This is a genomic window from Paracoccus sp. SSK6, assembly GCF_039770665.1.
In the GTDB taxonomy this organism is placed as follows: domain Bacteria; phylum Pseudomonadota; class Alphaproteobacteria; order Rhodobacterales; family Rhodobacteraceae; genus Paracoccus.
Map to the genome: position 1 here is coordinate 136,175 of NZ_JBDPNJ010000006.1, position 13,929 is coordinate 150,103.

The 13,929-nt window shown below is 62.6% G+C and carries 12 protein-coding genes; all 12 read left to right on the forward strand.

Annotation, left to right across the window (positions count from 1 at the left end; genetic code table 11):
- Positions 1–73 precede the first annotated feature (73 nt).
- Positions 74–1,063 (forward strand): head maturation protease, ClpP-related, encoded by a 990-nt coding sequence (locus tag AAIL68_RS06730; protein ID WP_347138882.1) that lies wholly within the window; start codon positions 74–76, stop codon positions 1,061–1,063.
- A 15-nt stretch (positions 1,064–1,078) separates the two neighbouring features.
- Positions 1,079–2,107: a major capsid protein gene (locus tag AAIL68_RS06735; RefSeq protein WP_347138883.1), complete on the forward strand. Its 1,029-nt coding sequence runs from the start codon at positions 1,079–1,081 to the stop codon at positions 2,105–2,107.
- A 66-nt stretch (positions 2,108–2,173) separates the two neighbouring features.
- The gene (locus AAIL68_RS06740) at positions 2,174–2,746 is read left to right on the forward strand and encodes a hypothetical protein (RefSeq protein WP_347138884.1); all 573 of its coding nucleotides are present in this window, start codon (positions 2,174–2,176) and stop codon (positions 2,744–2,746) included.
- 10 nt (positions 2,747–2,756) lie between these two features.
- On the forward strand, positions 2,757–3,311 hold the full coding sequence (locus tag AAIL68_RS06745) for a hypothetical protein (protein WP_347138886.1): 555 nt from the start codon (positions 2,757–2,759) through the stop codon (positions 3,309–3,311).
- Positions 3,296–3,712: a hypothetical protein gene (locus AAIL68_RS06750; protein WP_347138888.1), complete on the forward strand. Its 417-nt coding sequence runs from the start codon at positions 3,296–3,298 to the stop codon at positions 3,710–3,712. Before AAIL68_RS06745 ends, AAIL68_RS06750 begins: the two co-directional genes overlap by 16 nt.
- 74 nt (positions 3,713–3,786) lie before the next feature.
- Positions 3,787–4,533 (forward strand): hypothetical protein, encoded by a 747-nt coding sequence (locus tag AAIL68_RS06755; RefSeq protein WP_347138890.1) that lies wholly within the window; start codon positions 3,787–3,789, stop codon positions 4,531–4,533.
- Between the two features lie 12 nt (positions 4,534–4,545).
- Positions 4,546–5,136 carry a hypothetical protein gene (locus AAIL68_RS06760; RefSeq protein ID WP_347138892.1) on the forward strand — a complete coding sequence of 197 codons (591 nt, stop codon included), beginning with the start codon at positions 4,546–4,548 and terminating at the stop codon, positions 5,134–5,136.
- Positions 5,137–5,235: 99 nt separating this feature from the next.
- Positions 5,236–6,912, forward strand: a complete 1,677-nt coding sequence (locus tag AAIL68_RS06765; protein ID WP_347138893.1) for a hypothetical protein — start codon at positions 5,236–5,238, stop codon at positions 6,910–6,912.
- Positions 6,909–8,576 carry a glycine-rich domain-containing protein gene (locus tag AAIL68_RS06770; protein ID WP_347138894.1) on the forward strand — a complete coding sequence of 556 codons (1,668 nt, stop codon included), beginning with the start codon at positions 6,909–6,911 and terminating at the stop codon, positions 8,574–8,576. The genes AAIL68_RS06765 and AAIL68_RS06770 overlap by 4 nt, the downstream gene beginning before the upstream one ends.
- Before the next feature lie 4 nt (positions 8,577–8,580).
- Entirely contained in the window at positions 8,581–8,841 is a 261-nt protein-coding gene (locus AAIL68_RS06775; protein ID WP_347138895.1) for a hypothetical protein, read from the forward strand.
- A gap of 56 nt (positions 8,842–8,897) precedes the next feature.
- Entirely contained in the window at positions 8,898–10,562 is a 1,665-nt protein-coding gene (locus AAIL68_RS06780; protein ID WP_347138896.1) for a hypothetical protein, read from the forward strand.
- The gene (locus AAIL68_RS06785; protein ID WP_347138897.1) at positions 10,559–13,813 is read left to right on the forward strand and encodes a hypothetical protein; all 3,255 of its coding nucleotides are present in this window, start codon (positions 10,559–10,561) and stop codon (positions 13,811–13,813) included. The genes AAIL68_RS06780 and AAIL68_RS06785 overlap by 4 nt, the downstream gene beginning before the upstream one ends.
- Positions 13,814–13,929 lie beyond the last annotated feature (116 nt).

Sequence of the window (13,929 nt, forward strand, 5' to 3'; positions counted from 1 at the left end):
AAATATCGATCCGGCGCGCACAGTTTGTGTGGGTCGGACCGATATCTCCCGCAGAACAGTAGGAACATCCGCAATGGCCCGCCAAACTCCAGATTCCGTAGCGCTTTATCATACCTTCGTCACCCGCAGCTCGGGTGGCGAAGCGGCCGTGATGAACGCCGACGGCCAGAAGGCGAAGATCCGGCTGTTCGGTGTCATCTCGCCCTGGGAAAATACCGCCGCGACCTTCATGGCTGGCCTGGATCAGCTGGCTGCTGATGGCGTGAAAGAGGCCGACCTGGAAATCAATTCGCCTGGCGGTTCGGTGTCCGAGGCGCTCGCTATCCATGATGCCATCAAGGCGTCCGGCATTACGTTTCGGGCCGTTATCCTTGGTATCGCTGCCTCTGCCGCTACGGTTGTTTCGGCCGCGTGCAGCGACCGCGTTATCGGCAAAAACGCGCGCTTTATGATCCACGAAGCCGAGTCCGGCGCGTGGGGTCGTTCGTCCGACATGCGCGAGGTTGCGGACTGGCTCGATGAAATCAACGAACAGACCGCCATTATCTACTCCGAAATCTCCGGCCAAAGCGTCGTCAAGGTCAAGGAATGGATGAAGGAAGAGAAGTGGTGGCGCGGCCAAGAGGCCGTCAATGACGGTTTCGCCTCTGGCGTGCTTGAAGTTGATGCGGCCCCGGCGCTCGCCGAGCCTGAGATGCGTGCCTACCAGAACGCCCCGGCTGACTTGATTGAGGCCGTCCAATCCGCCGCGGAAACCCCCGATGCCGTGGTCGAAATACCCGCCGAACAAGCCCCTGTGGCGGATGCCGAGATGGCCGCGCCCGAGGCGCCCGCCGCTTTTGTCGAAACGCCTGCCGTCGAAGCCCCAGAGGCTCCGGCTGTGTCCGATGCTCAAATGCAGGCGGAGGCCGATCCGGTCATCGCCGCCCTGAAATCCGGTGCTGATGAGGTCCCGGTAATGACTGCCCGCCCGGCTGAAGCGGCGCAGCAGACAACGGCGAAAGCGCCGGCCCCCTGGGTCCAACGCATCGCCGAAATGAACCGCAACTTCGGCCGATTCTGAACGAGGGAACCTCAAATGTTCAACAAAGACTTCCTGACCCTGAAGCAACTGACCGCGACCTGGAACAAGACGCCGTTCGTTGAGACTACGCTTTCGCGTTTCTTCACCGTTGGCCGCCTGCGCACCCGCAGCGCCATGGTCGAGCGTGGGGCTACCGGCCTGAAACTGATCGACCCCGGCGCGCTCTACCAGCCCGCACCGGCCGCTTCGGACCACAAGCTGGTTCGCGGCCAATACACCATCTCGGCCGTCAAGCTGGGCCGGGTTGTGTCGTTCTCTGGCGAGGACATCCAGGACGTTCGTGCCTTCGGGACCGAAGACGAGCTGGAAACCTTCGAGCAGGTCTTCAACCGCGACACCGCCACCATCCGCCGGTGGCTCGAGCACACCCACGAGTTCCAGCGCGGCAACGTGCTGAAAGGCCGCCAGGTCGACTCCGAGGGCAACCTCCTGTTCGACTTCTTCGGCGCTGCTGGCGTGACTGCGCCTCAGTCGGTCGCCATCGACTATGACACCGCCTCCCGCCGCCAGTTGCAAAACCTGGTTGCCGATGTGGTCGATTACTCGCGCGACGGCCTCGGCGCCGGCGCTGATGACGCCCAGCGCTTCGTCATGCTGCACGGCAAGAACGACTGGCGTCGGTTCCGCACCTGCGATGCTGTTGCTGCGCTGTATGACCGCTACCAGGACGGCGCCGTAAACCGCGCTGGCGCCACCGGGCAGCGCGCTCCCTTCGAGCTGTTCGACGTCGCACACCTGCCTTACTACGGCCCCTCCCTGGGCGCCGACGAATGGCAGCTGGTGCCGGTTGTTCCTGGCCTCCTGCGGACCGATTTCACCCCGCTGGACAACCCGGAAACGGCGAACACCCTCGGCCTGCCTGGCTACGCCACGCCCCACGCGACGCCCTTCAACAAGGGTGTGCAAGTAGAGATCGCTTCGCTGCCGATCCACTACATCACCAACCCGGCCGCCGTCATTGGCGGGACCTCCACCGGGTCGATTGATGGCAGTGTGGAAGCCGAAGAAGGCGCCGGCGCGTAAGCCCGGCCCCCTCTAACCAACCAGGCCCCGCCCGCCACGGCGGGGCCTTTTCTCTAGGACCCGCCGATGTTCGCCCGCGACCTCTTCAACGCCATGCCCACCAAGGCCGCCGTCTATACCGACAGCCTGGACACATTCCCGCTGCGCATGAACATTGTGGAAACCGACCAAGCATTTCGGATGTCGAACCGGGGCCGGCTGATTGGGTCAGCGGTATCGGGCACCGTTATGAAGGATGCCCGTATCCGGAAGGGCGGCCGTATCACCGTAGGCACCACCGAATACCGGGTGGATGGTGTCGTGCCGTCGCCACTGCCGGGCCTGTCGGACCTGAAACTGGACCGCCGCGCTGGGCCGGCCATTTGGGTTGTCGATGCCGCCGACATCCTGCCCACGCCTGACACCATCACCATCAACGGCGAAGACATCCGCGCCAACGTCAACCACTCCGTCGAGGTGGAAGAGGTGGGCGAGAACGGCAGCCGGGCCATCGTGTCGCGCATGATGGTGGCCATCCGCGCCGCCGATGCCGAGCGCTTGGGCGTGAAGGCTGGCACCCGCGTGCATATCGACGGCGCCCGAAAGACCGTTGGCCGGGCCATGGCGGACGGCGTCGGCATGGTGAAACTTCTCATCTGAAGAGGGAAAAATGCAAATCGACCAGTTCAACCCTCGCGAGTTTATGACGACCTACCAGCGCAAGCTGTATAACGCCATTCGCCGGGGCCTCTACAAATCCGCGCCCGATGTGGTTCAGCAGTTCCGCGAAGACGGCCTGGACGGATCCGGGCCCAAGCGGAAGAAGTCCATCTCGTTCAAAGTGCGCAAGAACAACACGCTGGCCTTCATCGACAACGGGTTCGACGCCCGCGTGCGTGAGTATGGGGACACCATCCGTGGCGGCTCGAAGATGCTGAAGGTGGTAGTGGATCCTGAATACCGGGAGCGCCTGCGCCGCGACACCGCCAAGGGCCGGTCGCAAGACATGTTCGTGACCAAGGGTCAGGATAAAGCCTTCCTGATGCAGCGTCTGGGCGAGGATGAGGTCAAGCTGGTGGCCGTCCTGAAAAAGCAGATCCGGCGCGATCCCATTCCCGAGGGCGATCGCCTTTCCCACGTCGCCTCTTCCAACCTGGCTCACATCAAAGCCGCTGTGAAGCGCGAGCTTGACCGCATAGGAGAAGTCCAATGGCAGACCCCGTAGAAGCCGCTGTCGCCACGGTTGCCCAGGCCGCCGAGGCTTTGGGCTGGCCGGTCTATCTCAACCACCCCTTTGACCTGGACGAAGGCCAACTGCCGTGTGTGTGTGTCTGGACCGGCTCCGAAGAGACGGTCAGCGACGGACCGGCCGCCGCTTGGGCGGAAGAGGTCAATATCCAGCCCATCATCGAAGTGCTTTTGGAACAGGATGACCCCAACCTTCTGGCGCCCGTCATTGCCAGTTCGTGGCGCACCCTGCGTGCATCCCTGCGCGCGACAGACTGGTCGAAAGTGACATCGTCCGGGTCTGTCCCATATTTCCGCAAAACCGCACTCGATGTGGAAGACAAGACCGGCGTGGATGGCTTTGCTGTGGTGATGCGGCTGCGCGTCGAGCTGGACTAAAAAAGTCCAGCCCGCGGCGCACAGTTTCCCCCTGCCGGACCGATATCTCCACCAAGAAACAGTGGAGCCGCGCAATGAGCCGTTCGCCAGATATCAAACTTGTCCGGAACCTCGCCGGCGAATCCTACTTCGAGTTGGAGGGCACTTCGACCTACGTGTCGATGGGCCATATGGAGAAACTCTCCACCACCGCGAATGCCACGGACGAAGACATCTTCTCGGCCATCGGAGGCGCGCGTGTCGTGAGCGACACCGACGTCACCGAGGTGTCCGTCTCTGGCTCTGCCGTCCTGCGCCAGACAGGCGCGCGCGAACTGGCTTACGCCATGCTCGCCAAGGCTGGCTCCCTGACGCAGGCGGCGGCAACCGGCATCATCAAGTCTGGCACGGCCAAGGCTGGCGACGTGATCGACTTCGGCAAGCTGGACGTGACCATCACTTCCGCCGGCAACCTCGAAGAGGGAGAAGACTACCACCTGGACGCAGGCGCTGGTGTCCTGACCTTCCTCGTAAATACGCCCTACGACATCACCGCCTCCTGCGCCGCAATCGTCGCTGCCGATGACCGCGCCATCGTCGAAGCGCTGTCGGCCCGGCAGGGGATCCGTGGCCGCCTGTTGGTCGTCCAGCGCCAGGCCCGTGGTGGTGTGCGGTTCAAATATACCGCCAAGATCGTCATGTTCCCCGATGGCGAAGCGATGCTGCACGACGACAGCGGCGCAAAGAACACCGTGCCCGTGCGCTTCAAGGTTGTCGAAGACACCACCGCGCCCGCGTCGCGCCGGTTCGGCTATCTGCAGCAGCTCAAAGCCGTCCAATAAGGAGCCTCCTTCGTGAAGCTGAAAGAGTTCAAGAAACTTGCCCCCGCGTCTGTGCCCGTGGCGTCCATCCCTTTTCGGGGCGGCATCCTCGACCTTTTCCCAATGCGGGGGAAAGACATCTTCTGGCTGATGCATCAAGCGCCGGCCCTGGTGAAAGCCTGGTCCGACCAGAACGCACAAACCGACGAAGAGGACCAGGACGAAACCGAAGAGGCGCCCAGCCTGCTGGCCGCCATCGGGCAGGCCGGACCTGTCGTCATCAACCGTATCATCGCAGCCGCCACGCGCGCCGATGAGCAGGACCTCGAAGAGCTTGACCTGGTCGCCGATGAACAGATCGACATCGTCCTGACCGCCCTGGACGCCGGCATGCCGGAAGACCTCTTGGGAAAGCTAGTGGTGGGGGCACGGACAGCGATGGTCCGAGCCGGGATGTCTCTGCCTACGCTGGCATCCGCCGGCTTTTTGTCCGGCTCGGGCGCGCAGGGTTTGACCCCTACAGCCTCACCATCCCCCAGGCCGTCGAGTTCGGCAAAGCCCTCAAAGAGCTCGAAACTGAAGACTTCAAGCGGCAAATCTGGGCCGCGCGCGCAGCGAACCTGAACGCTGCAGGATACCGCCAGTTGATGGCCGACATCGACGGCAATGCAGGCCCCGACGACAGCATGTTCGATGTTGTCGATTGCGGCGAGGAACCCACCGATGGCGAATAACCCCCTAGTCGTAGCGTTCTTGTCTGATGTCTCGGGCGCCATCCGGGGCGCGCGCGAGTATGCCGAGTCCATCCTGGGCATCCGGCGCGCTGCACGGAACGCCAACGAAGAGGTAGATCAGTCTGGCCAGACTGCCGCCGACGCGGCAACCCGTGGCCGGAATGCGATGCGCTCCCTGGGCGTTATGTCCGAGCAGGTAGCTGACCGCCAGATTGCTCGCCTTCGGGAGCAGTTTGAGCAGGTGCGGCAGTCTGGCGTTGCCACGCCCGAGGAGATTGCCCGCGCCCACGAGGCGATGGAGCAACGCATCTCCCGCATCAACGACACCATCGGTCGCAACACCCGGGGCACTTTTGACCGCATGGGCGAGCACGCCCGCCGTGTGATGGGCGGCATTGGTGGCAAGGGTATGGCATTGGCAGGCGGCGCTGCTGCGGCGGGTGCCGGGGCTTTGAGTGTCGGGGCGCTGGCCGGCGGCATCAAGACCCAGGCCGATCGGGCTCGGGAACTGGAGACCGCTACGGAGGCCGCCGGTCTCGACCCGAAGAACGCATCCGACCTGATGCGTTTGCAGCGGTTCGCATTTGCGACGCAGGCAAAATACGGCACCGACATCAGCGACCTCGGCGACACGCTCAAGGACGTCAACGACAAAATTGGCGAGCTCGAGGAGTCCGGGGGAGGCGAACTCCTGGACCTGGCGGAAATGCTGGGTCCGCTCATCGGCATCTCCAAAGAAAACTTCAAGGCTAGCACAGATGGCCTTACGGACCGGCAGCTCAAAAGGGTGGCCAAGAGTCAGGGCATTACGAAAGAAGAACTGGTCACGAAGGCCGAGGAGGACGCAAAGAAGGCTTGGGCCACGGCTGTTGCTAGGGAGTTCAAGGGCAAAGACAGCCTCGAGACCTTCGAGAAAATCGACGCAATCCTGGATCGTGTCGGCGCAAGCATAGAAATGAGGACCTTCGCGTTCGAGGCCTTGGCAAACAACTCCACCATCAAGGCCAACCTGTTCGACAACGACGGCGCCGAGCTCAAGCGCTTGGGCGATATGGGCGAGAAAACCGGCGCCTTCTTGAGCCCCGAAGACCTGGCCAAGTTCCAGACACTGAACGAGCAGCTGGCGACGATGGGGCTGACCGCCCAGAGCCTGTCGCTGGCCTTGGCTGACGCGGGAATCCTGGAAGCATTCGATGAGTTTATGCAGCGCCTGACCGGCATCATCGAATACCTGAAAGAGAGCGCCCCCTGGCTGCTGGAGATCATCAAGGGGTTTAGCCTCATGACGCTCATCCTGGTGCCACTGGCAGCTATTTTCGCCGTGTTTGCTATCGCGGCCGCCGCGATTTCGTCGCCGATCCTCGCCATCATTGCGCTGTTCGTCACGCTCGGCGCCGGAATCGTGGCGTTCTGGGGCAAGATCAAGTCGGTGCTGCCGAAGTGGATCGTGGGCGACTCCGGGAGCGCGCCCGAGGCCCCCAGCGCGGCGGTCAATGCGGCCATGGCGAATGCGCAAACCGGGCCCACCGGGACGCCCATCAACCTCAACCTGGACACGGGGACTTACCAGACCGTCGCAAACCCAGATGTCGCGGCGGCGATCGTGAAAGACCAGACCATTGCTGGAAACCTTAGCAAGGTCGGCACCCCGAGGACCTTCAAATGAGCGCCGCCAAGTTCCCCTTCCGCCTGTTCAAGAACGGCCAGGAGATCGTGTTCCCGAAAGGGGCGCGGCGGTTCATCAAGTGCGACACCGCATTGGTCGATGGGGACGGCGAGGTCGAAAGCACCATCTACGGCGGCGCTGTCTATACGGGCAGCTCGGCTTTCCGCCGGCATATGGTGAGCCTGTCTTGCACCGATATCACCGTGGCCCCGCTAGTGGGGCTGTGGAAAGGCGACGTGGTGACGCTGCATAGCCCGACGGAGATGGCCGTGCCGGGGTCGAATGTCGAACTGCCCTATGACGCCGTGCCGGGCTCCGTCTATGGCGTCGATGCCGAAGACACCGAGGTCGGCCGGGTGGCGGGCGGCGGTCGTTCGGTATCAATCCCGGGCGCGGATGTGATCCGCTTCCGCCCGGTTATGAAGTGCATGGTTGTCGAGCGGTCGTTCGATAGCGAGTTCGGCCGCGGACAGGCTGGCTGGGGTTTGACGCTGCGCGATGTCGACGGGTTCGACGGGGGTGATGCTGAAAGTGATGCGCTGACGGTGCGACTGTCGCCGCAGTTGTTCCCGGCTTCGTTTGACCAGGGAGCTTCTTTCTCCCTCGATTTGACCGAGCTTACGTCGGTGTCCGAGGGCGGGCTGACTGTGGCCTATACCCTGGAGTCTGGGTCTGCGCTCCCGCCGGGCGTCTCGCGCACGGGCGGGGTTATCTCGGGCACGCTGACGACGCCGGGGCTGCACGCTTTCGCCGTGCGCGCGACCGCGCTGAATGCGTATGCCGTGCAGACGTATGCTGTGCATGTTGCGGCGGCGGAAGCATCCGCTGCCGAGACTTGGGGGCGAGGCACCGGCGGCGAGATACTGGACTACACTGACTATGACGGGGTGAAGTGGCGCTCGCATACGTTCCTCGGTGCCAATCTGTTCAACTCCACCCTGACCGGTCTGTTCGAGGCCCTTATAGTCGCAGGGGGAGGCGGCGGCGGATCCAACAACAGCAACGTGCCCGGCGGAGGTGGAGGGGGCGGTGGTATTGTCCGCAAGACGCTCAAAGTTGCGGCTGGAAGCCACCCCATCGAGGTTGGTGCGGGCGGTAGCGGGGCGCACGGGGCCGGCGCAAACGGCAGCAACTCTTCGGCATTTGGCCTGACCGCCCTCGGCGGCGGTGCTGGGTCCAGCCTGTTTGCCAACCGGGACGGTTTCAGTGGCGGCTGCGGCGGCGGCGCGATTGGGGCTACGAAAGTCGATCAAAACGAAATCGGATACGGCGGCAGCGGCCTGGCCTCGATCCCCGGCAGCGAGTGGTGTGGGCAAAGCGGCTCCTCAGGGACAATCAACACCAACATCGCCGATCGCCGCGGGGGCGGCGGCGGTGGGTTTTCGCAGAGGGGGCAAATCATCAGCGGTGGCGACGGCTACCTGTCCGACATGCTCGGCACGGCTGCCTGGTATTCAGGCGGCGGCGGCGGCGGCTGTGGCACCACCTACCCGGTGCGACCTGGCGGCCAGGGCGGCGGTGGCTTTGGCGGCCGTGGAACGTCGTTCCCAGCTCCAGGCGCCCAAAATACCGGCGGCGGCGGTGGCGGGCGTGGCCCAATAACCTCCACAGCGAATGCCGGATCGGGTGGATCGGGCATCGTCATCGTCCGCTACAAGGTTTGATTCAATGGCACACTTCGCAGAACTCTCCGACGACAACATCGTGATGCGCGTTTTGGTCGTAAGCGACGACCAAGAGCACCGTGGCGAGGCTTTCCTTGCCGTGGATCTTGGCCTCGGCGGGCGGTGGATCCAGACGTCCTACAACGGCAACATCCGCGCAAAATTTGCCGGCATTGGTGACACCTACGACCCTGTGGCTGACGTCTTTGTGGCGCCTCCTGCGCTCGAGCCGGAACCCGAAGAAACCCCCGAAGTCGCCCCTTAAAGTTTGGGCGCGGCGCCTTTTTTCTCTAACTCCCATTCGACCCAAAGAGGTGCCCGATGGCTGCCCCCTTCATTGCGCTTGTCTCAAACACTGCCGAGTTCGACCGTGCAACGCACGAGCGGAAGGACCTGGCGCCGTTCCGTATGTCTATCTCCCAGCGCGAAGGTGAAATGGCCTATCTGCGGATGGACATGCTGCAGCCGGCGGGCGGAATGGCGAGCCTGGCGAAGAAACGGATCCTTGTTTCTGACCGCGGACGCCTGATCTTCGACGGCATCATCCAGCCGTCGCCGCGTGGGGTCCTGTCGCCGACGATCACGGTTGAGGCCATCGCACGCACCCACGGCGGGCAGATCGACACCTGGCTCTACGAGCTGGGCGAGAGCCTCAAAATGGCGCCCTACGACGCTCTTATCGTGCCATCGGACAGCGAAGACGACATCGCTGAGGCCCTTGCGTTTCGGCCCCAGGTCATCGGTCATAGCCGCATCCAAGGCAAGCCAGAGGCCTGTGACGCGCTGGGCGGAAAGACCCACCTTACCGTCATCCCGCTCAAGGACAGCCTGGAGTTCTCCCAAGATGCCGCCGTCGCCAAGACCTACAAAGTGAAGCTGACGGCGAAGTGGAAGCAGATTGGCACCCAGACCTTCATGGCCGAGAATATCGACGGCACCGAAACCCTGTCCTCGGAAGCTTTCCTGGAAAAGTGGCCGCAAAAGGAGACGGAAATCGGGACCGGCTTCAAGGTCCAGCATTCGGTTGCCGAGGTCGTCAAGGACCCGATGGGCTACACCTATTTCCCACGCATCGAAGAGAAACCGAAGAGCTTGGATCCTGCTTGGGCGGCGGTAGAGAAGCTGTGGGTGGCCAGTCCCCACATGCATAAACTCCGCCTCGCGCTGCAGCTGCGGTATGACTACGAGGTGGCCCGCACAGAGACCATCGAGCTGGTGATGAACACGGACCTCCAAGAAGAGGCCGCTGGCGATGAGGTCGAGGAAGAGGAGATTGCGGTCCGCGACCTGACCCAGAAGTCGGGCGCGAAGCCGTTCAAACAGCGACACGACTACAAAGAGGGCGACCTCATCGTCGAAGAGGGAAGCGTGTTCCGGTGCCGCGAAGACCACACATCTAAACTGCGCCGGGAATCGTCTTACTGGTTCGAGGTCGGCGAAACGAACTACCTCGCCAGCCGCCGCATGTCGTCGTTCTTCAAGTCGGACCGTGGCAAAATCCTCATAGGGTCAGCATTGGCGCGCATGTCAGCCCGGGCCGCGATCGCCTCGCGCTGTGTCACTGCTCGTTTCACCAGTGCGATGCCTAACCCCTGGCTTGTGACTCACGACACCCGCGCCACCATCAACACCCCCACGTTGCCTGGCGGCTTCATCACCGGCCGCTTGGTCGAATACGAGCTGCTCTGGGACCGAGGCCGCCGCACGCTGTCCGGCACCATCGCCGCCGTGCCTGGCGGTGGAGGCACGTCGAAACCCAGCTTCGGCGCCGTCGAAGGCGACACACCCAGCGCCTACGGCCGGGTTGAGTTTGCCATGAAGAACGCCCTGGACGACCAGCTCAAAGCCTTCAACGCCGGCGCGAACATCCCGATCACCCAGTTCGACATCAAGACCATCCCGGTCGCCAACGAAGAATTTGAACAGGAAGCCACCGTCGAGGTGACCGGCGAATTTGGCCTCCCCAAGCAGGTGCAACTGAAATGATCCGCTACGAACGCAAGATTGCCAACGCCGCCACGAAGCCCATCGACGGCGCCAAGGTGGAGCCGACCTCCGAACGCAAAGGGGGCACGCTTACCGTGGGCGGTGGAGAGCTCGAGGTCATTAAGGAAAAGCACAAGGATTGGGAGCAGGTCATCGCAAAGGATCTGGAAATCCCAAGCAACTTCCACACGATGACCTTCGAGAAGGTGATCCAGTCGGCTATCAACGTGCCCGTTGGTGAGTTCGGCCACATGGCCGTGGCCGCCTCGGGCAACTGCACCATCAACGTAAAGAAGCCCCAAGCGCTGCCAGAGGAGCAGTGGATCCCGAAGGAGGGCCTGCCGGAGGGCGCCGAGCGGCACCGCTACCGCGTGTTCTCGACCACCCTCTATATCTACTATTCCGGCCCCGCGACGCTGTCCTTGGCTGACGGCATCCAATACGGCTTTGACGGCTACAAACTGGTGACTGTCAGCGCGCCCACGGAGCCCACCGACCCACCCGCCGAGGAGCCTACGCAGCAATCAACAGAACCGCCTGCGGAGGAGTCGCCCGTCGCGGGCGAGCCTGGCGCGCCACAATACGCCCTGGAAAAGCTGTTCAAACACTACACCGAGGAGCAGCGGGAAGCCGGCACCGCCGACCTGTTTCTGCTGACCTATGACGAACGCATTGGCAGGGCTATCATTTCCCCCATCGCGCTGGCCCAGCCCAACGCCGCCGACCCCACAAACCCCATCGACGGTGAGGACGATCCAGAAGACGAAGACGAGGAAGAAGAGGACAAGGGCGACCGTGAAGACAAGCCCCAGCCGCCCGATGACGGAGAAGGCTCCTACACCGACGAGAACGGCAACCCGCTCATTCCGACGCCACCACCCCCGCGGCCGGGAAGCCCGCCCCTCATTGCCCTCCACCGCGCCGGCCTATCCATTTCGGGAGACGGCGGGGCGACCTGGATGTATCGCCAAATCCGTGGCCTGACCGAAGATCCCGAAGGCCAGCCGCCAGAGATCGACGAAAACGGCGAGGTCGTAGAAGACCCCGCCTTGGGCAGCCGTCTGGTCGATATCGCCGGCACGCAAATGGACGGCGTTTTTCTGCTGTGTGCGGACGGCACTGTCATGCATGCACGGATGCCTTACGACAATTTTGTCGAGCGGAAGATTGGAGACGACGAAGCCCAAGAAGTGCAGATCTCGGTCGTCAATGGCGACTTCGAAAACGAGAGCCTGGAGCCTTGGGTCCTGAAAACAGGCACCTTGCCGCTGTCCCTGGACCTGACCGACCCGCCCCAACTGTCTGGCTCGAAGCGCTATCTTGCCAGCGCGGCCCCCGGAAAAGAGTTCAGGATTGAGCAGCCTATCTTTGTGCCGGAGGTCGTGCGTGCACAAATTGCGGCCATTGGTTCGACCACCGCAAGGGTCGAGGCTGACATCTACCTGGACCCAGGCGCGATTGCTGCCATCTCGCTTGGGAAGCCTTATGCCTACATCCGTTCGAGCGGGAACATCCTGGGCTGGTCTTTTGGAGGTCTTAACAACGGGCGCTACGAAGACAGTGTGGTCTATCTCGCAGGCGGCAGCGGCTACCACACCCAAGTTTATATCACCCCTATCGCAGGGACGATGACGGGCTCTGGCACCGCACAGACGCAGGTTTTCTCCGCGGGCGCACACATGCGGATTTCGTGGGGAAATCTTGCAGAGGCCTTCGCGTTTAAATTTCACGACCTGGATGAAGGCCAGATCATAAGGTTCCGGCGGGCCGACGTGCTGGACTACAATCTGGAGGCCGGGGTCACCAGGGCCGAAATCGTCGGAGACTACATCGAATTCTCGGGCGCGTCGGGGCCGGTCGGCACAGACTACAACACCCGGCTCTGCTTTGTGGATATCTGTGTTCGGAAAAACGCCGAGTTTTGGACGTCCTCCGGGAACATCACGTTCGGCGATACGAGCTGGAAACCCTCCGGCAACTTCGGCACCGTCAACGCCATCGGGTCCGCCGTCGCGACCGGTGCGCAAACCGGAAAAGATCCGGCGAAAAACTGGCAAAAAATCTCCTTCGACTTCTTGATGGACCAGCTTGGAGACTCAGGCTTCTTCCTGGCTATCGAGGGAAAAGGCACGGGCACGGTCTATTATGACAACGTCCGGATCTACGCTGGACAGAACGCGAAACCGATCGTGGCCATCGCCACCTCGAATGTCGACTCCGAAGGCAATGGCGCGCGCGGCGTCGATCTCTACGATGACGTGACCCATTGGACATATCGGCAGAACGAGTGGCGCGGCGCCAAGGGCTTGCCGTTTGAGCCCAAACTTGCAGAAGCCGGCGAGAAGGGATCCGAGTTCTACCGCATGATCACCGATGGCCAAGAAGTCGCCCTATGGCACGCTGGGGGATGGCTAGAGAGGACGCTGCCGGGCGAGGCCACGGGCGAGGTGAATGGCGCCTGCTTGGTCAACATGCGGTTCGTCAAGAAGGTGGTGGAAGAGCCAGAGGAGGTAGAAACCCTGCCGGAGGGAGAAACCCCGCCGGAAGGAGAAGAGCCACCCAAAGACCCGGGCATGCTGGGCGGTCCGTTCGTGACCACCGCCGATGGCAACGTCTTGCACCTCGACGCCGAATACGAGCTGACGTCGGGCAAGAAATACGAGCAGTCTGTGACGGCGAACTGGGACGCCCGCCGCAAGCAGGTGTTGCTGACTCAAGACCAGGGCGCCATCGAAGCAATGACGCCTGACAACACAGCCCAGGCGCTTGCCTTCGTTGCGCAAAAACCCCAGCCCATCAACGCGACCATCGACAAACGCCGCACCCTGGTCACGGAGCGCGGGATGCTGTTCGGATACAGCGAGAAACTGGGCGATTTCTGTTGGACCGATGATCCCCAGACGACGTGGAAATTTGGCGGTGGGTTTGCTGTCAAACTGCCCAAGAACTCCGACCCGTTCAGTGAAAAGAAAGACGAGGAGGAGGAAGAGGGCGACGGTGGGACGACTACGCCACCCGATGACGGCGGGACCACGACACCGCCGGAAGACGGCGGCGGCACGACTACGCCGCCTGCTCCAGAGCCGCAAGCCGTGGAGGGCAACGGAGGCACGACGACCCCTCCACCCGGCGGCGGAACCACCCCGCCCGAGGAGCCGGAAGACCCGCGGATCAAGGATCCCACGGCGCCGAAGGAAGAGGAGGGCGGACTGTTCCGCTATCCCATTTTAAAGCTGTTTGAGTGGCGCTAAAAAGTTCCACTAAAGTTTTGTTCTCACGCCGTTTTTACCCATCTTCTATGGGATAAAAACGGCTTGGAATATAACCAATGCAGGGACAGATTATCGACGCCGGGCGACCGGTGGAC